Below are 18,609 nucleotides of genomic sequence, written 5' to 3'. Positions count from 1 at the left end.
TGGAGCCGGCGATTAGGCGCGGCGCTTGAAGGCGGCGTTCCCGCCCGTGCGGGGCGCCGAGCTGCCGAGCGAAAGGCCGCCCGAGAGCCGGGCGCCGAGCGCCTTGAGGCTGTCGAGGGCGCCGGTCACCTGGGTGACGGCCTTGGCCTCGTCCTCGTCGAGGGTCGCGGTCGGCTGGCCGATCATCGCGAACAGCGGCGAGAGGAGCTTGCCCGGGAGCGCCTTGGCGTTGTCGAGCTGGGTCTTGAGGGCGTCCCGCTCGGTCGTCAGGTCGGTGACCTGCTTGGCCGTGTCGGTCGCCTTCAGGGCGTCCAGCTCGGTCTTCAGCGCGTCGGCGCGGGTCTTCTCCGCGGCGGCAGCGGCCTCGGCGGTCGCCTTGGCGGCCTCGGCGTTGGCGAGCTTCGTGGCGTTCTCGGCGATGATGCCGGCGAAATCCTTGGCGTCCATGTCGAACAGGTCCTTCTGGGGCGCCGGGGCCGGCGGCTTCGGGGTTGGCGTGGGCGCAGGCCCGGTGGAGAGTTCCAGGGTCATGGAGGGGACCTCCTGACCCGAAGCGGAGAGCTGCAGCCGGCTGCCCTTGATCCGGGCACCTTGCGCGCCGCCCTGGCCGACAAGGCTCATCTCGAACCAGCCATCCAGCTCGTCCACGATGACGTGGGCGCCCTCGACGCCCATCTTGTTCCCCTTGTCGTCGACCCCGAGCCAGATGTTCTCCAGGTCGGCCTCGGGCCCCATGAAGTCGAAGCCCGTCTTGTTGGACTTCGCCGACTTCCCCAGGATCGCCACGCTCACCTGGTCGATGGTGCCCGAGTTGACCTTATTGATGAGGCTCTCGTGCTCGTTGTCGATCCAGAACAGGGTCAGCAGCTCCGTGGCGCCGTCGACACCAGTCCCTTCCGAGATCTGGCCGTGGAACACCCGCCCGATGGGCAGCTGATCCCCGTCCGACGACCCGTGCATGATCTGTAGGGGCCGGCTCTCCTTCTGCAGCTCACCCATCATCTGGGCGAGGAAGTTCGCCGTATGCACCGCGCCCTGATAGACGGGGTGCTTCTTGCGAACCGGAGCAGTCGAGAGCGCGGCGGCCTCGAACACAGCCACCTTCTCAGGATCGGTGTCGGGCGCAGCTGCTTTCAGCTTTGCTCTCAGATCATCGTTGAGGGGTAGCTGCTTCACTGCAAGAAGTCCGCTCTGTTCTTGCGAGTAGATAGGAATGATCACAGATTGCTTCAACAATCGAGGCGGTTACGTCCCCTAAACTTTAGGGGACGCCGCGATCAGCTCCATGGCCCGGGTGAACAGCGGGGTGTTGACCAGCCGGCGGGTCTGGCGCCGGTTCGTAGCGGTCGCGCGGGTGCGTGCCGGGCTCGCGGCGCGGCCGACGCTGTCGGTCTTCGGGCTCACGTTCTCGGGCTTCGCGCCCCCGCCGGTGTTCGAGCCCGCGGCGCCGGAGGCGTCGGCCACCTCGGTGAGGAAGCCGGTGCCGGACAGCTCGGGCGCGCCATCGGGCGGCAGCCGCTTGTAGACCCACAGGTGGTATTCGACGTCGGTGATCAGCCCGTCCGACAGGTCCTGGCGCAGGCGCTGCGAGCGCAGGGTGAGCTGGGGCTCCAGCTCGGTCCAGGGCCGCAGCTCGGCCGGGTCGAACTCCACCTTCGCGAAGCCGGCGTAGCCGCCCTGCTGCAGGATGAAGGAGAACATCCGGGACAGGAGGTCGGCCAGGGGCTCGTTCAGCTGGTCGGCGTAGAGGGCAGCCAGACGCGCCTCGACGGACCCGGTGTTCACGCCCGACGTGCCCCGGCCGAGGATCGTCGACATGGTCTTCAGCGCCGCCTGGTTCTGCGCGTTGAGGACGTTGATGATCGGCTCGACGTTGAGCGCCAGTCCCGGCGACTTCTCGTTGATGATCTTCAGCTCGATGCTGTCCGAGTGGACAATCGACTGGTCGACCGCGATGTTATCGAACGAGGTCTGGATCTCGGCGAAGCGCGCGTTGATCCAGTCCTGCCGCGCGGCTTCCTGGCCCGGCTGGTTGAAGTTGGCCGGCATGTTCTTGCGGAGGATCTCCTCCAGCACCTTGATCTCGATGCGCGGGTAGCCGTTCACGCGCATGATCCGGTAGAGGTCGTTGATGACCTGCTGCCGTGCTGCCACGGTGTTGATGACCGAGACGAAGGGCGAGTTGGTGTAGATCGCGGTCGGATCGCGCCGGTAGAAGCCGACCATGAAGGCCGGCGTGTCGATGGGGACCGGGTCCGAGCGGCCGGCCACGACCTGGCCGGGCTTGTACTGGCCCGGCTGCTTCTCGGTCCAGCGGATCGAGGCCATGTCGACGTTGCGGATGTTGTCCGGCAGGCCGGCCTTGTCGAAGACCAGCTCGGCCCCGATGGCGCCGCGCATCAGGAGCATGTAGCGCAGCTCCTCGCACTGCCGGTACATGCCCTGCTTCAGCTGGAAGCCCTGCGTGAAGTCGGTCTGGTTCGACAGCTTGGCGATGAGCTGCTGCAGCTCGCGGCTCTTCTCGACGTCCACGTTCCCGTCGATGTCCTCGACGTAGGCGATCATCTGGGTGTCGGCGAGCGTCAGGTAGCCGTTGACCGTCCCGGACACGTCCGGGTCGGCCTGCATCAGGCTCCGCATGATCGTCTGGCTGTTGTCAGCCTGACGCGACGTGAAGATGTCGTCGAGGTGATCACGGTACGTCGGCTGCGTCAGGACCTGGTCCGCCGCAGTCGGGTTGTACGTCGAGGTGATCGAGATGCCGCCGGCCTTCGCCTTCTTCTTGAAGGGGATGATGGACAGCAGCTTGCCGGAGAGATTGTCGGCCACTAGCGTAATACTCCGGCGTTGTCGGCCCCGCGATACATGGGTCGGCCTGTGGGCAAGAACAACCGAGAGCCTGCGCCGAAGAAGACAGCACTGCGCTGATCGGTGGTGAAGTCGATGCCGGCCTTGAGCCGGACCGCGGTTTGCTGCAGCGCTGCGGCGTGCAGGAAGTGGTCGTCGCCGTTGATCTTGTTCCAGACAGGCGGTTCGTCCGGCGCCTCGATGCGGATCATGTCCCGGAAGTGGGTCTTCACGAGGCTGGCGTAGGGGCCGTAGCCGGCGAGCTGCCAGCTGCGGTTCCGGCACTGCTTCGCGACCAGGTCGAGGGCGTTCGTCCGGTTGATCTGGTAGTGAGTGATCTTGTCGAACTCGTCCGTGACCTCCTTCATCGGGGCCGCGGTCTTCGAGGTCGAGTAGGCCATCGGCATGACGATGCCGTTCGTGGCCTCGCGCACCGCCTCGGTGGTGGGGGTGTAGGGGTAGTAGTCCATCGCCCCCTGGACGATCCCGAGGCTCTCGACCCGGCCCTTGATGAACTCGACGATGTCGGCCTGCTGGACCTGGTGGAACTCCAGGATTGCGTGGGGCTTCCCGATCACGACGTGGCAGGTTTGGCCGACGTCGCAGCCGAGGAACAGGTCGCCGTTGGCCAGCTCGCCGGGCTCGACCTGGCGCGGGTTCATGATTGCGGTCAGGTCCTCCTCGGAGATCCGGGCGTTGCTGTCGTTGAAGGCCTCGCCGATGACGGTGTTGAACCAGCCGCGCAGGTTGTCCTTGCGCTGGTACTCCAGCAGCTGCCGGAAGATGTACGGGATGGTGATGTTCGAGATCGAGAACGGCCGGACCCGGTAGCCGCGCGCGCGGCGCGATGGGTACTCGGCGACCCACTCGCGCTGCCCGCCGTCCAGGTCGAGCGCCCGCGAGCACCGCTCGCAGCGCACGTAGGTGCCGTCCATGTCGATGGCGTCGACCTCGTCCTGGCCGAGCTTCGACAGGTCCTCGTGGTCCCCGACCAGTCCCGGCAGGCAGAGGAAGCGCGGGTGGAAGATCGGTGTCTGCCAGTGGCCGCAGACGCAGCGGATCGGGTACTCGTGCTTGTCCGAGGCCTGGTAGGCGGCGTCGATCCCGTAGCCGAGGTAGGTCGGCGTCGAGAAGCGCTGCGTGATCTTCCACTTCGAGCCCTGGAGGCGCGACTGGAACAGCGAGCGCATCGCCTGGTCGGCCAGGTCGACCTCGTCCTCCATGAGGATGTCGGCCGAGATCGAGGTGGCCTCGCCCTCGGTGGTGCCGGTGATGTAGCCGTAGCTCTCGTCGACCTGGTAGAGCGCCTTCTGCCGGACGGGCTTGGCCACCATCGGGCCGTTGAAGATCGGCTCGTTCTCGATCAGCGTCTTGATCCGGGTCTGGGACAGCCGGTCGCGCATCGGCTGGGTCGGCATCGAGAAGATCCCGGCCGTGCCGACGTTGCGCTTGAGGAAGCCGAAGAACTTCCGCATCTGGACCTCGGTGAGGCCGATCTGCGAGAGCTTCATGCAGGTCAGGTCGGGATGCATGTCATCCACGATCTGCCGCTGGAACTCGTAGCCCTTGAAGCTGAACTTCTTCTGGCGCAGCCGCGTGTTCGTGGTGATCCACTCCGACATCGACATGCTGGTGCTGTCGTCGGGGAACCGCTCGTCGAGCCCGCCGATGAAGCCGGTCAGGTGCGGGTTGGTCATGACCGGTGGTCCGGGTGGTTCCACCAGTCGGTCGGGCCGAGCGCCTTCTCCCGGTCCTCGGCGTCCAGCTCCTGCACGGCCTCGGTGAGCGGGCAGCTGTCGGACCAAAGCGGCGGCAGCTGCCGGGGCAGCGGCTCGACGATCCAGGCGATGTGCTGGCCGAGGTGCGCGCGCCGGTAGAGGTCGGCGTCGGCGCGCCGGGCGAACTGCAGCGCGTCCTCGGCGCGCTCGGACCCAGCAACTAACCCCGGGTTGACTGGGCTGGTTTCATCACTCACTTCCATGGGAAGCAGGGCCACAAACCACGGTGCGAGAGGGCTCGCGTCGGGGTGACTTATTACCCACGGTCCAGTGTACGTTTCGGACAGGGCGGTCTTGGCAGCAAGATCAGACATTTAGCCCAGCCAGTAAATCTTCCGTTCCCTCTATGTGGTGATGGCGTCGCAAAGAGAAAAGACGGCGAAATTAGGCACATTATCACTAATGTGTCGATATAGCCCGCCTGGAAAACGGATTTGGCAACAACTATGTTCGGCTCCCCACGAGGAATGGCCACGATGACAGACCGGGTGTTTCCCAACCTCCCGCAGACGCTCGGCTTCAGTTTCGAGGCCATCCGCCAGCAGATGGAGGTCGACCCCGGCTTCCTGACCGATCCGGCCTGCCCCTACCCGGACCAGCTCAAGGGCTTCCTGCGCAAGCTCGTAGCCCCGGCGCGCGGCGCCGAGATCGACCCGGAGGACGCGATCTTCCGAGAGGGCCAGGGCCTCGACGACGAGGCCGACAGCCTGATCCGCGAGGTGAAGACCGCTATCAACTCGATGAAGCGCCTCCAGCGGGACATGGAGAGCAGCGACGACATCAGCGAGCGCCTCCAGTTCCTGAAGAACTACTCCTCCCTGATGGACCGCTACCTGGGCATCCAGGAGAAGGCCCACGGTCTCAAGCAGATGTACGAGTTCCAGCGCCTGGTCATCGAGATCATGGAGCAAGTTCTCGACAAAGATGCCCGCCTCGATTTCAAGGAGCGACTGAAAAAGATCAACGCCGGCTGAGCGTTTCTCAGTCCGAGTTCACGGTACGAAACGTACCATTCTGTACGTATGAGGTTGGAGAAGAGCGAGATGTCTGCCGAGACTACTAAGCCGATGGAGAATATCTTCGCGGAGCACTGTGAGCGGTTCTGGGCCGCCGGGCTCCCAGTGATGCCCCTCCAGCGAGGGGACAAGAAGCCGATCATCATGAACTGGCAGTCCCTGCAGAGCAGGATGCCGAACGAGGCCGAGCGCACCAGCTGGCGCGCCTTCCACCGCCACGCTAACATCGGCCTGCCGCTCGGGCCGCAGTCCGGGCTGGTCGCCATCGATGTCGACACGGACGATCCGACCGTGCTGGGCGTCCTGCAGAAGGTCCTGCCGCCGTCGCCCTGGCGGCGGATCGGCCAGAAGGGCTTCGTGCTGATCTACAAGTACGACGGCCAGCCGATCATCCGCATCAAGCACCGGGATGCCGAGGGGAAGATCCAGTCCCTAGTCGAGATGCTCGGCGCCGGCTCGCAGATCGTGCTGCCGCCCTCGATCCACCCGAAGACCGGGCAGCCCTACTACGCCAACAAGGACCTGCTGGACTGCATCGCCGACATCCGGTCGCTGCCGCCGAACATCGAGCAGATCCTGCGCGACGCGCTCGGCCAGGCCGGCGTCCAGGTGGGCTCGGCGGCCTTCGGCGCGGTGACGAACTACATCTCGACCGGCAACCGGGACAACTCGCTCGTGTCCATGGCCGGCCTGTTCGCGCGGGATGTGCTCCGCGGCCAGCGCACGCTGCTGGAGGCCTGCCGCGAGATCGAGGTGGCGATCAGCCAGTTCATGCAGAAGACCTACGGGGACAACATCGACCCCCAGAAGGGCCCGCAGAAGCTGATCGAGTTCCTGATCCGCGACGTGACCGGGCCGAAGGCGAAGTCGCTGCCGAAGGGCTGGGACGAGGGCCTGTCGGCCGAGCAGCGCGAGGCCTGGGGCCTCGACGCCTTCTCATCGGACAACGAGACCTGGGACGCTGGCGAGATCCTGAACTACTTCAACGCGCACATCGAGAAGGCCGGCGTGAAGGACAGCGCCGAGCAGTTCACGACGGTGGTGAAGCACGTCCTGAACCGGATGGCGGCCTCGAACCTCGAACCCATCGAGGAGGACCAGATCATCAACTACGTGGCCTCGGTGTCGGGCAAGAAGCTGACCGTCGCCGCGGTGCGCCGCCAGCTCGCCGCGCTCCGGCAGGGCGAGATCGCCGGCACGAACCACGCCGAGATCGCCGAGGCGGTCGCGCGAGACCTGGAGGAGCTGGGCGGCGAGATCCGCTTCCACCAGGAGAAGCTGTGGCAGTGGCGCGGCTCCTCGTGGGACGAGATGGACGAGGGCGAGATCCTCAAGCACATCATCAACGAGTACGGCGCCTACAAGACCGCCGTGCGCGCGTCGGACCACGTCGGGATCCTGAAGACGATCCGGGGCAAGCGGAAGGGCGACCTGAAGCGCCGGGCCGAGACGGGCATCAACTTCGTCAACGGCTTCCTGACCGAGGACCTGGAGCTGCGCGAGCACCATCCCGACTACGGGATGACCTACACCCTCCCCTACCCCTACAAGGCCGAGCTGGCCGGCAAATGCACCCGCTGGCAGCAGATGCTGAACGACTACTGGGGCGACGACCCGGACTACAGCGAGAAGGTCACCGCGCTCGGTGAGGTGATGGCGCTGACGATGTTCGGCAAGATGACCGAGGTGCAGCTCGCGGTCTGCCTCTACGGCGTCGCGCACTCGGGCAAGAGCCGGATCATGGAGATCATGCAGGCCATGATGCCGGCCGAGGCGCAGACCTCCCTGCCCCCGACCCTGTGGGGCGACAAGTTCGGCCCGGCCCAGCTCGTGGGCAAGCTGCTCAACTTCGCGGGCGAGCTGTCCGAGAAGCAGGTGATCGACAGCGCCAAGTTCAAGCAGATCGTGTCGGGCGAGGTGATCGAGGCGCAGGAGAAGAACAAGCCCATGTTCAACTTCCGCCCCCGGGCGGCGCACTGGTTCGCCTCGAACCACACCCCGAAGAGCCAGGACAGCTCGGACGGCTTCACCCGGCGGTGGCTGTTCCTGGTGTTCACGAAGGCGTTCCCGAAGGACGCGCGCAAGATCAACGACTACGACAAGATCGTGGTGGCCGAGGAGCGCGAGGCCATCGCGGCCTGGGCCGTGGCCCACATGAACCGCCTGCGAGTGGAGAACTTCAAGGTGACGGACCCGCCCTCCTCCATCGAGCAGCGCGAGATGCTGGAGAACGAGCTGAACTCCGTCCGGGATTTTATCTGCGGCTTCCGGGAGCACGGCTGGATGCGCCTGGGAGCCGAAGCGAACAAGGACTTCAGCGACCAGCACAACTACACCACCTTCACGACCCTCTGGAACGAATATCGGTCGTATTGCGTCAGTCAGAGTGTCTCGCCTGTTGGGTCAAAGGTGCTCGCAAAGCGTATGGCGCAGCTCCAGGGTCAGTTCGGGTTCAAGGTGGACAAGGTTTCTGGTGCGCAGGGCCTTCCGATCTCAGTGTTCCGATACCTCACACTTGTGGCCAATCGAAAAGCCGCAGCGTGATGATCGCGAAGACGGTCTGGGATCGGATCAAGGGCGAGTACGAAGCTGCGAGCTGGAGAGAAAAGCGGTAGGCGATACTTTGCCTGCCCGGTTTTCATGGCACGAAACGTACCACGGAGGGTTCCCAGAACATGGCCGTCATCGAGAGCACTGCGCGGATCACCCGCAAATACCTGATGAACAAGACGAAGCACGAGATCTGCGACCTCGTGTTCGACCTGCTCCGGCAGAACGACCGGCTGGAGGCCGACGTCAAGCGCCTCCGGCGCGCCGCCGGCCCGGCTCCGAAGAAGGGGGCCAGCCGTGGGAAGTGACCTGCCCAACATCGCCGAGGAGCCCGGCTTCCGCCGCCGCATGGAGGCGAAGGAGGACCCGCTCAAGAGCTTCGACCCGGCGAGCGCCTACGCCACCGGCCGGAAGGCCTTCGAGCAGATCTTCCGCTCGCCGCTGCCGAGCCCGAGCGCGATCCGGGACAGCCTGGCCAACCGTGTCGGCGCGATCCGGGAGCGCCTCGACCGCGGCGAGCGCGTGGTCATCATGGCCGCCGGCAAGCGGCTTGCCGTGTTCGAGCCGGCGCCCGGAGCGGTGCTCGCCGCCTGCCTGCGCCGGGACTACGCCGCCGCCGGCCGCGTCACCGACGAGATGGTGGATGCGGCTCGATCCTTCCTCCCGGGCGTTGACCGGGAGGCCCTGCGGCTCGCCATCGACAGCGCGCTGATCGCAGAAAGCAATCTGAAAGCATCAGGAGAGCACTGAGATGCGTACCCGTGTGGTCGACAAGACCGGCGTCGAGATGGCCGGCCCGGACACGCCCGGCCTAGCGGCGGCCGAGGCCCGGGAGGGCAACACCGTGCTGATGGCGGGCTCGGCCGGCGCGGTGAGCCGCGATCAGGCCGGCATCCTGCCGATGCGCGGCCTGGAGGTGACGCCCGAGATGGTCGACGCGGCCGTGAATGCGGCGGCTGGGCTCGGCCGTGCCTTGGATCCGAGCGAGGCACGCGCCATCTTGAAGGCCTCGCTGTCGGCGTGTTCGCGCGCCTGAACCCCTTCGTCCGAAACGTACACTGGAGATCACGATGTCCACGAGCTTCAAGCCCCGTTCCCCCTCGGCCCTCAAGAAGGCCGGCGATCCGCGCTGGTCCGCGCGCGTGAAGGACGGGATCGTCCTGGTGAAGGACATGGCCTCCGGTGAGGAGGTCCAGGCCACGGCCTACACGGTGGACGGCGACGCGGTGCGCTTCGCGCTCCCGGGCGACAACGGCCTGCGCCAGGTCCTTCGCGAGGAGCCCGGCTTCGACGCCCTCGTGAAGGTGCTCCAGAAGTCGCCGATGGCGGCCCCGGCCGCCGACACCTCGGTGAAGGGCCCGGCGGCCGGCGCCAAGGCCGCCTGACCTTACGGTGTTCTGCCAGATTGCCCGCCACTCGAAAGGGTGGCGGGCTTTTTATTGCCTGAACAAGGCGCGGGCAGCCAACTCCTTGCCGTTTTGTTCAGAAACCTATGGTTGCCTCACGGAGCTGTGATGCCTCTATAGGAACGAAATTTCCGATGTTGGCGCGAAGAAAATTGCCCCTAGCCGTAGTGACGATGGTCTACAATGAGGCCGTCCTGCTGCCGGTCTGGCTGAGACACTACGGCCGCCAGGTTGGATCCAAGCACTGCTACGTGCTCGATGACGGATCCTCGGATGGATCGACGCGCAACATCCCTGCCAGGGTCTTCCACCTCGCGAGAGCGCAACCAGACGAGAACCGCCGGGCAATCATCGCCAACGAGTTCTGCGCGGGGCTGCTCGAAGGCTATCACCATGTCCTGTTTACGGATGTGGACGAGCTGGTCGTGGCCGACCCAGGGCGGGCCCCGACGCTGAAGCATTGGGTTGCCTGGAACCGGAAGCTGCCGCCTGTGGTCAGCCCGTTCGGCGTCGATCTTCTTCATGATCATGAGAACGAGCGAGAGATCGACTGGGCAAAGCCGATTTCGAAGCAGCGCAAGCTGATCCGCCCGTTTTCAGCTTTGTGCAAGCCGACACTTGTTTCCGAAAAGCCGAATTGGGGTGCTGGCTTCCATTTCACTCAGCATGTAACAAAGGCATATATCGGAGAACTGTATCTTTTTCATCTCGCATTTTGTGACAACCGGATGCTCGAAGATCGGCAGTTGCGCAGAAATGCTGTGGCAAAGGACAAGCCAGTGATGGACCATCACGGCATACCCCCAAGTGCCTTGTTGCGGCACGTCCAAGGTTATGTCCAGTCTTTGCCTAGGACTGGTTCAAGACTTGGATCTGGGGAGTTTTTCTTCGAATGTACCAAGCGGATGTTTGCGGCGAACCTCAATAATCGCGAATTGGTGCAGGCGGAAGAGCTTTGGGAGCTTCCGAAACGCTTCCGCGGGGCATTCTGACGAAGATGGGCCGGCACCCTTTCGGATGTCGGCCCCATAGGTACGGAACGTACCGTGTGCTCCAGGCACAATTTGAGCGTGATCAGACGATGATGTTGCCGCCGCCGTCGATCACGGCGCCGGCCAGGAACTGGCCGTTGCCCTGCCGGACGTTGTGGTGGGCGCGGTTCGCGCCACCGTTCGAGGCGTTGTAGACGCAGGCCGAGCCGGCATCGAAGCCGAGGAACTCGTTGTCGTGGACGTTGGTGAACGAGCCACCGCTCTGCATCGCCACGCCCCAGATGCCGACGCCCGTGTTGGGCACGCCCGCGCGGGTCGGGAAGTGCAGCATGTTGCAGTCGTGGACGTTGATCTGCGTCGAGCCGTTGTTGTAGACGAAGCCGCGCTTCCGGGTGGAGCCGGCGTCGAGGTAGAACAGCCCGTCCGAGATCTTGAACTGCGCCCAGCTCTCCAGGTCGAAGGCGAGGCCGTCGCAGTTGATGTGACCGCCCTTCCAGGAGTGGCCCGGCGACTGGTAGCCGGACGCCTGGGCCCGGAAGCCGGTCTCGGCGCCCTGGATCACGCAGTCGGTGAAGGAGCCGCCCTCGACCGTCTGCTGGCCATTCGCGCCGTTGCCGCCACTCATGAGGATGCCGGTCTGCACGCCGTAGCAGTTGAAGCCCACGACCGAGAAGTCGCCGACCGCCGAACCGTTGACCGCATCCACGTCGCCGAACAGGTACAGGCCGCGGTTGCCCTTGGTCCCGTAGCTCTCGTTCTCGAACGCCACGATCCCGACGCCGTTGATGCGCGCGAAGGCGGGGTTCTGGATGGCCAGGAAGTTCGACGGGTCGGACCCTGGTCGGCCTTCGAGCACAACGTCGCGGACCGAGATGGTCTCGAACAGCGAGCCGAGCTGCGCGGCGCCGCGGATGTAGAGCAGCGAGCCCTGGTTGATGTTCGGGGCACCCGACGCGATCATGGTGATGCCTTCGCAGGTCATCGCCCGGCCGTTGAGGATCGTGCCGTTCTGCATCCCGCCCGTGAACACGAGGCGGCTGCCCTTGTCCGAGCCGTAGAGCTTGGCGCTGACGCCATCGTTGTTGATCTGGAAGGTGTCGGCCAGGGTGAAGTCGCCGTGCGGGACGACGAAGGCACCGCCGCCGTTGGCGACCAGCTCGCTGGCCGCTGCCGCGAACGCCGCGGTGTTCTGACCACCAGACGCGCCGGCGGAGGCACCGTAGTCGATGGGGTTGTACTTGCGCTCGCGGAAATTGATGGCCTCGGGCATCTAAGCTCTCTCTTCTGGATCGCAGGCTCCGTGTCCTGCCCGGACGGTACGAAACGTACAGTCGGGGCAGGACACACCTCCCCCCTTGGGAGGGGAGGTGCGCCTAAGTCTTGCGAAGACTTAGTTGTTGTAGATGTAGCCCAGCGGGCCCTCGACGGTCTGACCCTCACAGTTCGCGTCGTTCGACGCGAAGTGGTGGTTGCCGGCGAGGCAGCGGTAGACGGCGTGGGTGTTCGGCTCGTTGTTGTTGAAGAACTCGCCGGTCACGCCGAGATGCTGCTGGCCCTCACAGTTGGCGGCCGTCGACAGGAAGTAGTCGCCGCCCGTGAAGCACGAGTAGACCTTGTGCGTGGCCGCGGTCGCAGCGACCAGGGCACGGCCGAGGGTCATCTCGTAGTTGAAGCCCGGCCCGGCGTAACCGGACGTCACCTTGTGGATCGAGCCGTTGTAGTAACGGTTGATCGGGGCGAACGGGTTGTCCTTGTTCAGCAGCGAGAAGGTCAGCTTCCAGGTGGTCGGCGACGGATCACCGCCCGAGTGGAAGATCTGGATCGTCGGGAAGAACGTGGTGATGTTCCCGGACGGGTCGCGGTTGAAGCCCGGCGAGTGGTTTAGGTAGTAGCCGGTCTGATCGGTGGAGAGCTGGCCCAGCGGGGTCCACTGGAACGGCTGGCCCGAGAGGAACTGCGAGATGGGCATCTTGTAGAGCGCCATCTGGTAGGTCTCACGGTCCGGGTTGTGCGCCGGATCCTTACAGGGCTCGGCGTTGCAGTTCCGGCCGGGCAGCGAGGACATCATGTAGACGTCGCCCGCGGCGTAGTCGTAGGCGAAGTCCGAGTTCGGGCCGACCGTGGTGCCATCGGTGGCACGGCCGGGGACGCGGACGGGCGCCTCGAAGTTCACGCCGTCGTTCGTGTGACGCACGAAGATCTGCGCGAAGTTCGGATCCGCCGGCACCGAGGTGTCGGTGGTGATGACGAACAGGCTGGACTGCCCGTCCGCATTGAAGACCGATGGCTGGCCCAGGCCGTAGTTGTTGGAGGCGTCGCCGAGCGGCTTCAGGACGCTGTCGCCCTGGTAGTCGACCCAGTTTACCTTGTCGTTGGAGTAGGCGAGACCGAGCTGGTTGTTGTTGCCGGGCTGATTGTCGGCGCCCGAGTAGTACATGATGTACTGGTACTGCTGGCCGTCCTGCGGGTTGCGGAAGTTCCCCTTCGTGACGCTCGGGTCACAGGTGTACTGCCGGTTCCAGGTTTGCCGCGGGTACAGGACCTGCGAGATCGGCGAGAAGCCGCCGGAGGCCGAGTAGGAGCGGTGGTAGATGACGTCGGTCGCGCCCTGACCGCACCACCACACGTCGGTCGTGCCGTTCTCCGAGATCACGGAGGGGGCGTAGTTGTAGCCCTGCGGACGGACGTAGTTCTCGAACCACGGCTGGGCGTTGGGGCCCTGCCACTCGGCGACGGCCGGGGACAGAGACAGGACGGCAGACGCCGCCAGAGCCAGGCCGAGGCCCAGCTTGCGAAGGGTGGATCTCACGGGAGCCTCACGATGTAGGTGGTGGAGGGTGGTCTCGGGTTGAGAGGCACACGTCTCCCGTGGTGAGAGGCGCGTGCCCCTCACGATCAAGCCGCGGTCAGCGTGGCGGGGCGGACGGACCGCTCCTTGGCCTTGCCGTCCCCGAGGTCCTCGCGGGTGTCCACGAAGATCGAGAAGCCCTTGGTGCCGGGCCGGCCGGCCTGTCGCACGCCCGTGACCTCGGCGGTCACGCGGGTGGGCGAGGTCTTCCCCGGTACGAAGGACACCTTGGTCCCGACTGGGTATCGCTTCTGGGCTTCTTCGAGGGTGAGCTTAGCCACGGTACGTCTCCGACTGCTGCCGTCTGGCGGCTCGCTGAAGATGGTACGAAACGGACCATGGACAAGGGGCAAAAAACATCTTACCCCGGGGCCATCCGAGCTTGTTCATAAGATCGGAGATAGCTATCTGCGATATCGCTGTGTGATCGCAGAGAGATCCCTGGGAGCAACAAGATGATCTTGGTGGTCGGGAACACAAAAGGTGGCGTCGGCAAGACGACGCTCGGGGTACAAATCGGACTGTCGAGGGCGCGCGCGGGCCGGCGCGTCTGGCTGGTAGACGCTGACGTGCAGGGCACGGCCTCGTCCTCGATCCAGTTCCGGGCGGACGCCGAGATCGAGCCGGCGCTAGCCTGCTCGTCCTACTCGGACCCGCGCCAGCTCCGCAGCCAGGTGAAGCAGCAGGGCTCGAACTGGGACGACATCATTATCGACGTGGGCGGCCGGGACACGGGGGCGCTGCGGGCCGCCCTCATGCTCGCCGACGTGGTGCTGGTGCCGTTCGCGCCGATGTCCTTCGACCTGTGGGCGATGGAGGACATGGCGAAGGTGATCGAGGAGGTGAACGCCGAGCGCGACGGCCTGGTCTCGCTCGCGGTGATGAACCAGGCAGAGCCCCGGGCGGTCTCGACCGACAACGCCGAGGCGGCCAAGGCCGTGCAGGAGATCCCGGTCTTCGAGCTGCTGGAGCCCCGGCTGGTGAAGCGGAAGGCGTTCTCGGCCTCCTCCGGGTCCGGGCTGGCCGTGGCCGAGCAGAAGCCGGTCGACCCGCGGGCCGTTGCCGAGCTAGATCGGTTGGTGAAAGCTATCTACGAGCAGCAGGAAGGATCGCATTGAGATGGCCCTCAACACGAAGCGGCCCGCGCCGCGCGCGCCCCGATCCCAGGCCGAGGAGGATGCCGCGTTCGAGCGCGTGGTGGGAGCCGCGCCCGACGCGCCGCCCAAGCCAAAGCCCGGTCCCAAGGCCGGGTCGAGCTACGGTCTCGGGATCGCGACCAAGAACGCCGGCCGGCGCCAGCTCACGGTGACGTTCCCGGTCGAGGTCCTGGAGCGCCTCAACCGGGTCGCCGAGCGCACGCATCACCAGCGCGCCGGCCTGATCGTGCTCGCGGTCCAGCGCCTGCTGGACGGGGACGATCCCACCTTCTCCGACCGTGGTTGACGCGGCTGTTCGCGGTGCGGCAACAACTCGGGTTGATTGCCGCGCTGCATCATGGGACACCGCCGGTCGACGGGCCGCGCTCCAGCCGCTGCCCGTCATGTCACTCTGTGACGTTTCCTCCCAAGACTTCGGGCCGCTCCCTCGGGAGTGGCCTTTTTTGTGGGCGGTGCGCAGTTCACACCATGGTGAAGGCTAGTCAGCTTGGTTGCGCGCAATGCAATTTATAGCCTAGGTTAGCTTATCGTCGGCAACGACCCTGGCTGCCGGCGGCCCTATCGCGCTCACTCCGCCCGCAACGGTATGTGTCTCATGCCAGAAAGTCACTCTCCTCAGTACGTAATAACTGGGAAGTCAAATCAAGGATTTGTGCAGCAAACACGGGGAAGGGCCGCGAGTGCTATTGCGCTTGCGAAGTCTTGGGTGGCTGCCGGGCATACTGATGTGCAGATCGTAGACCCAATCGGCAAGAAGCTTCACTTGGGTGGATATCGATACGCGATATCGGCTGGCGGCTAATCCGCGTATAGAGCTGCCTCGCGCATCTGGTGCTCTATCCACGGACCATCGGAGCGAACCAGGGCTCGCGGTGACGCCAGCCTTGGGTTCGGACGTAGCGGACCCAGCCAGCCGGGTCCGGGTAGACAGTGTGGCCGCCGCGCCGGCCACAGCCCGAGCACCGCAGCCGATGCCGGACCTGGTCCATGTCCAGATCGCGCGGCAGCGGGAGCGCGGTGGCGGCCAGCTCCACCGTGTGACGGCAGCGCGGGCAGCGAACGGAAAGGGCGAGGTCCGCCTCGCAGACCTCGCCCAGTAGGATCGGTGGAACTGGATCTCGGCCCATGCGGTCAAGCTAGGTCGAGAACGTAAAGAGAACAGGCTAGATCGTTGGCTCGTCGACCTCGGTCTCGTCAGCCGACCCGATCATCTTCGCATCGTCCCGTAGCCGGGCCCCGCGAAGCGCGTCGCGGTAGGCGCGCAGGTCCGTCAGCGCCTCCTGGTACTCGCTTTCGCGGGTCTTCTCATCCTTGAGAGAGTGAGTGAGGACGTCGGCACCCGTAGCCAGCGTGGCGGCAGAGGCCACGAAGGCGGCCTCGGCCACCGCAATCTCGTGGGTCTTATCGAGCCCGTTGACCCAGAAGTTGTTGTTGATCAACCGCAGGCCCGTGCTCGCGTCGATCTCGTCAGATCGAATGCCGTCGATGATGCGCTTCAGCTCGACAATGGTGTCCGCGGCTTCTTTGATCATAGGGTTTCCTCTGAGAAAGCTATCTAGTTGATCTGCGACAGCTCGGGGAACGGTCGCATCCTGATGCCGGGCTGGTAGCAGGTCAGGTTGGTGACGCCGCCCAGGCCGCGGGTGGCGGGGCGCAGTCCGGCCGGGGTCCAGACGAAGCCCATGCGGTCGAGGCCGATGTAGCCGCCCAGCGCGTTGCGGGCGTTGTACTCGATGCACACCATGCCGCTCCCGTCCGGGCTCACGAGCGGGTCGCTGATGCCGGTGGAGCGCAGCGAGAAGGGATCCGCGAAGAACGAGCGGGCCCAGTCCAGGATCACCGCCTTGTCCGACGCCATGACCGGCGCTGGCGCGCGCGGGGCGGCCTGTGCGGTGGCGGACAGTACGATCAGGACGAACATGCTGCGCATCAGCGCCCCGTAGCTCTGATCGTATCGTACCGCAAGCGTGGCCGGATTATGGTAATGATACATTCATTAATGGATGGGTACGTCAACCCGAGGTAGAGGAAATAACCTCCGCGACAGGCCTTGACGAACTTGTTAGAAGGCCCGCGTTTCGCGCATCCCCAGGTTCTGGAGGAAGGGTTCAGATATGACCCAAGAAGTGACAAAGACCCAGCTGCCGCAGTTCGAGCAACCGCGGGTCATCACTCCAGAAGACAAACTTTACTGGTATCACTCCATGCAATTCTCGGACGGATCTAGCGTCAAGGGAAGCTGGACGATCCACAATTTCGATCAGTATATTGGCGGGTTCGACCTCGCGGGCAAGACTTTGCTAGATGTCGGGACTGCCTCGGGCTACCTGGCGTTCCACGCTGAAAAGGCAGGAGCGGTTGTGACGGGGTTGGACGCTTCGTCCACTCACGAGTTTCGGCATTTCCCCTTCGCACAGTCCTTATCGTACCAGGACATCGTCGAAAGCCGGCGGCAGTGGGAGGTCCAGAACCTCAACCCGATCAAGAACTCCTGGTGGTACGCCTGGCACAAATTCAACAGCAAGGCGAAGTGCGTCTACGCGCCGATGGCGCAGCTCTACGAGTGGGAGGCCCAGTCGTTCGATGTCGTGCAGGCGGGCGCCATCGTCGAGCACCTCTCGGACCCGGTCTACGCCATCGGTGCCTGGGCGCGTCTCGCGCGCGAGGCGGTGCTGATCCCGTTCACGGACGTGCTGCCGCTCGCCGAGATGCAGATGCGCCCGATCACGCAGCTCGACACGGGCGCGTTCTGGGTGTGGTGGCACCTGTCTCGGGGCCTGTACGAGAAGCTGTTCGACAACCTGGGCTTCGACGTCCACTTCACGACGGCTCACGCCGATCACCACGACGACGAGAAGGTCGAGACTGAGCACGCGACGCGGCCCTCGATCATCGCGATCCGGCGCGGCTCGGCCTCTGAGCGCACCTTCGACACCTCGAAGCTCGTCGACCCGGTCCGCGTGACGCCCGTGGCGCCTCCTGCCCCCGAACCCGAGGCTCCGAAGCCGCGCAAGAGCGGTCTTCTGAGCGGTCTGCTGCGGAGGTGAGCCCATGCAAGCCAATCCGCAGGCGAAATACGAGCGGTTCAGGGGGATATTGGCCCCTCCCTTGGACAATCACCCGAGTGGGGCCTTCCCGATCACCGCTGGTGACCGGCACTTCGATCTGAGCCAATACCAGAGCGAAAGTGCCGGCGCGAACGTCGATATCTTCGATGATTTGATAAAATCGCACCCGAACGAGCTATTTCTCGATCTTGGGTGTGGAAAACGCGAAAAAACCCACGATAATTGCTTATATTTGGAAGTTTATCCGTCAAATTCTGCCGATTTGATCGTCGAACCGGACTGTTACTACCCGATCAAAGACCAAAGTCTGTACGGAATTGGCTGCTTCGCGGTGCTGGAGCATGTCCCCAAGCCGTGGGTGGTGGTCCGCGAGATCCACCGGATGCTGAAGCCGGGCGGCTACGCGATGATCGACTGGCCCTTCCTACAGCCAGTCCACGGCTACCCGTCGCACTTCTTCAACGCCACGCGCGAGGGCCTGACCTCGATCTTCGAGGATGCGGGCTTCACGGTCGAGCGGGCCTTCACCGGGGCCCATCAGAGCGCCGCCTTCACCGTCCGCTGGATCCTGCAGATGCTGCTGTACCGGCTGCCGGAGGCTGAGCGGCGCCGGGTGAAGAAGATGCAGCTCCACGAGATCGTCTCGCTGGACCCGATGGGGCCCGAGTGGACGCGCCTTGTGAACGCCCTCCCCGCGGCGGCGCAGTCCGAGCTGGCGTGCGGCAACATGCTGGTCGCCCGCAAGGGTGGCGAGCCCATCGAGGCGGGCGATCCGCCTCTGCTGATGGGCATCGACGAGGATCCGATGCGGGTCGGCGGCCACCTCCGCTCGATCCTGGATCGGATGCGGGGCCGCTTGTAGGTCTCGCGCTCAAGGCCTGCCCCCGTGCCCGGTGGGTTCCCTGGGCCGGGTCTCGGTGGGCGGGCCTTGAGCAACTGGTGGGCCT

20 protein-coding genes are annotated in these 18,609 nt (G+C 64.9%); 11 read left to right on the top strand and 9 right to left on the bottom strand.

Features of this window, described 5'->3' with window-relative positions:
• Positions 1 to 12: 12 nt before the first annotated feature.
• From ACX9MN_RS11950 to ACX9MN_RS11935, 4 genes are all read right to left on the bottom strand, one after another.
• Positions 13 to 1,101 carry a hypothetical protein gene (locus tag ACX9MN_RS11950; RefSeq protein ID WP_489724508.1) on the bottom strand — a complete coding sequence of 363 codons (1,089 nt, stop codon included), beginning with the start codon at positions 1,099 to 1,101 and terminating at the stop codon, positions 13 to 15.
• A gap of 153 nt (positions 1,102 to 1,254) precedes the next feature.
• Complete coding sequence (locus tag ACX9MN_RS11945) at positions 1,255 to 2,829, bottom strand: hypothetical protein (RefSeq protein WP_489724507.1); 1,575 nt, start codon at positions 2,827 to 2,829, stop codon at positions 1,255 to 1,257.
• Positions 2,829 to 4,544: a phage terminase large subunit family protein gene (locus ACX9MN_RS11940; protein ID WP_489724506.1), complete on the bottom strand. Its 1,716-nt coding sequence runs from the start codon at positions 4,542 to 4,544 to the stop codon at positions 2,829 to 2,831. Before ACX9MN_RS11940 ends, ACX9MN_RS11945 begins: the two co-directional genes overlap by 1 nt.
• Positions 4,541 to 4,828, bottom strand: coding sequence for a hypothetical protein (locus ACX9MN_RS11935; protein WP_489724505.1), 288 nt, complete (start codon positions 4,826 to 4,828; stop codon positions 4,541 to 4,543). Before ACX9MN_RS11935 ends, ACX9MN_RS11940 begins: the two co-directional genes overlap by 4 nt.
• 273 nt (positions 4,829 to 5,101) lie before the next feature.
• On the opposite strand from ACX9MN_RS11935, the gene ACX9MN_RS11930 reads away from it, so the two are divergent.
• From ACX9MN_RS11930 to ACX9MN_RS11900, 7 genes are all read left to right on the top strand, one after another.
• On the top strand, positions 5,102 to 5,599 hold the full coding sequence (locus ACX9MN_RS11930) for a hypothetical protein (protein WP_489724504.1): 498 nt from the start codon (positions 5,102 to 5,104) through the stop codon (positions 5,597 to 5,599).
• A 69-nt stretch (positions 5,600 to 5,668) separates the two neighbouring features.
• A complete protein-coding gene (locus ACX9MN_RS11925; protein WP_489724503.1) occupies positions 5,669 to 8,185 on the top strand; it encodes a phage/plasmid primase, P4 family in 2,517 nt (838 codons plus the stop codon).
• A gap of 131 nt (positions 8,186 to 8,316) precedes the next feature.
• Positions 8,317 to 8,499: a hypothetical protein gene (locus tag ACX9MN_RS11920; RefSeq protein ID WP_489724502.1), complete on the top strand. Its 183-nt coding sequence runs from the start codon at positions 8,317 to 8,319 to the stop codon at positions 8,497 to 8,499.
• A complete protein-coding gene (locus ACX9MN_RS11915) occupies positions 8,489 to 8,941 on the top strand; it encodes a hypothetical protein (RefSeq protein WP_489724501.1) in 453 nt (150 codons plus the stop codon). Before ACX9MN_RS11920 ends, ACX9MN_RS11915 begins: the two co-directional genes overlap by 11 nt.
• 1 nt (position 8,942) lies before the next feature.
• Positions 8,943 to 9,227 carry a hypothetical protein gene (locus tag ACX9MN_RS11910; RefSeq protein ID WP_489724500.1) on the top strand — a complete coding sequence of 95 codons (285 nt, stop codon included), beginning with the start codon at positions 8,943 to 8,945 and terminating at the stop codon, positions 9,225 to 9,227.
• 34 nt (positions 9,228 to 9,261) lie between these two features.
• A complete protein-coding gene (locus ACX9MN_RS11905; RefSeq protein WP_056528989.1) occupies positions 9,262 to 9,576 on the top strand; it encodes a hypothetical protein in 315 nt (104 codons plus the stop codon).
• Between the two features lie 194 nt (positions 9,577 to 9,770).
• Positions 9,771 to 10,589 carry a glycosyltransferase family 2 protein gene (locus ACX9MN_RS11900; protein ID WP_157861995.1) on the top strand — a complete coding sequence of 273 codons (819 nt, stop codon included), beginning with the start codon at positions 9,771 to 9,773 and terminating at the stop codon, positions 10,587 to 10,589.
• 82 nt (positions 10,590 to 10,671) lie between these two features.
• Here ACX9MN_RS11900 and ACX9MN_RS11895 read toward each other — a convergent pair whose 3' ends face one another.
• The 3 genes from ACX9MN_RS11895 to ACX9MN_RS11885 form a co-directional block, all read right to left on the bottom strand.
• Complete coding sequence (locus tag ACX9MN_RS11895) at positions 10,672 to 11,859, bottom strand: hypothetical protein (protein WP_489724499.1); 1,188 nt, start codon at positions 11,857 to 11,859, stop codon at positions 10,672 to 10,674.
• 120 nt (positions 11,860 to 11,979) lie between these two features.
• On the bottom strand, positions 11,980 to 13,398 hold the full coding sequence (locus ACX9MN_RS11890; protein ID WP_489724498.1) for a hypothetical protein: 1,419 nt from the start codon (positions 13,396 to 13,398) through the stop codon (positions 11,980 to 11,982).
• Positions 13,399 to 13,484: 86 nt separating this feature from the next.
• Positions 13,485 to 13,718: a hypothetical protein gene (locus tag ACX9MN_RS11885; protein ID WP_489724497.1), complete on the bottom strand. Its 234-nt coding sequence runs from the start codon at positions 13,716 to 13,718 to the stop codon at positions 13,485 to 13,487.
• Positions 13,719 to 13,892: 174 nt separating this feature from the next.
• Here ACX9MN_RS11885 and ACX9MN_RS11880 point away from each other — a divergent pair, with 174 nt between their 5' ends.
• Positions 13,893 to 14,555, top strand: coding sequence for an AAA family ATPase (locus ACX9MN_RS11880; RefSeq protein WP_489724496.1), 663 nt, complete (start codon positions 13,893 to 13,895; stop codon positions 14,553 to 14,555).
• A 1-nt stretch (position 14,556) separates the two neighbouring features.
• The gene (locus ACX9MN_RS11875) at positions 14,557 to 14,880 is read left to right on the top strand and encodes a hypothetical protein (protein ID WP_489724495.1); all 324 of its coding nucleotides are present in this window, start codon (positions 14,557 to 14,559) and stop codon (positions 14,878 to 14,880) included.
• Positions 14,881 to 15,757: 877 nt separating this feature from the next.
• Here ACX9MN_RS11875 and ACX9MN_RS11870 read toward each other — a convergent pair.
• The gene (locus tag ACX9MN_RS11870; RefSeq protein WP_489724494.1) at positions 15,758 to 16,126 is read right to left on the bottom strand and encodes a hypothetical protein; all 369 of its coding nucleotides are present in this window, start codon (positions 16,124 to 16,126) and stop codon (positions 15,758 to 15,760) included.
• Positions 16,127 to 16,149: 23 nt separating this feature from the next.
• Positions 16,150 to 16,524: a hypothetical protein gene (locus tag ACX9MN_RS11865; protein WP_489724493.1), complete on the bottom strand. Its 375-nt coding sequence runs from the start codon at positions 16,522 to 16,524 to the stop codon at positions 16,150 to 16,152.
• 184 nt (positions 16,525 to 16,708) lie between these two features.
• On the opposite strand from ACX9MN_RS11865, the gene ACX9MN_RS11860 reads away from it, so the two are divergent.
• Positions 16,709 to 17,641, top strand: a complete 933-nt coding sequence (locus tag ACX9MN_RS11860; protein WP_489724492.1) for a class I SAM-dependent methyltransferase — start codon at positions 16,709 to 16,711, stop codon at positions 17,639 to 17,641.
• Between the two features lie 4 nt (positions 17,642 to 17,645).
• Positions 17,646 to 18,524 (top strand): methyltransferase domain-containing protein, encoded by an 879-nt coding sequence (locus tag ACX9MN_RS11855; RefSeq protein WP_489724491.1) that lies wholly within the window; start codon positions 17,646 to 17,648, stop codon positions 18,522 to 18,524.
• Positions 18,525 to 18,609 lie beyond the last annotated feature (85 nt).

The organism is Methylobacterium sp. 1A (assembly GCF_058072805.1).
This window is presented reverse-complemented; position numbering and strand designations above follow the sequence as displayed.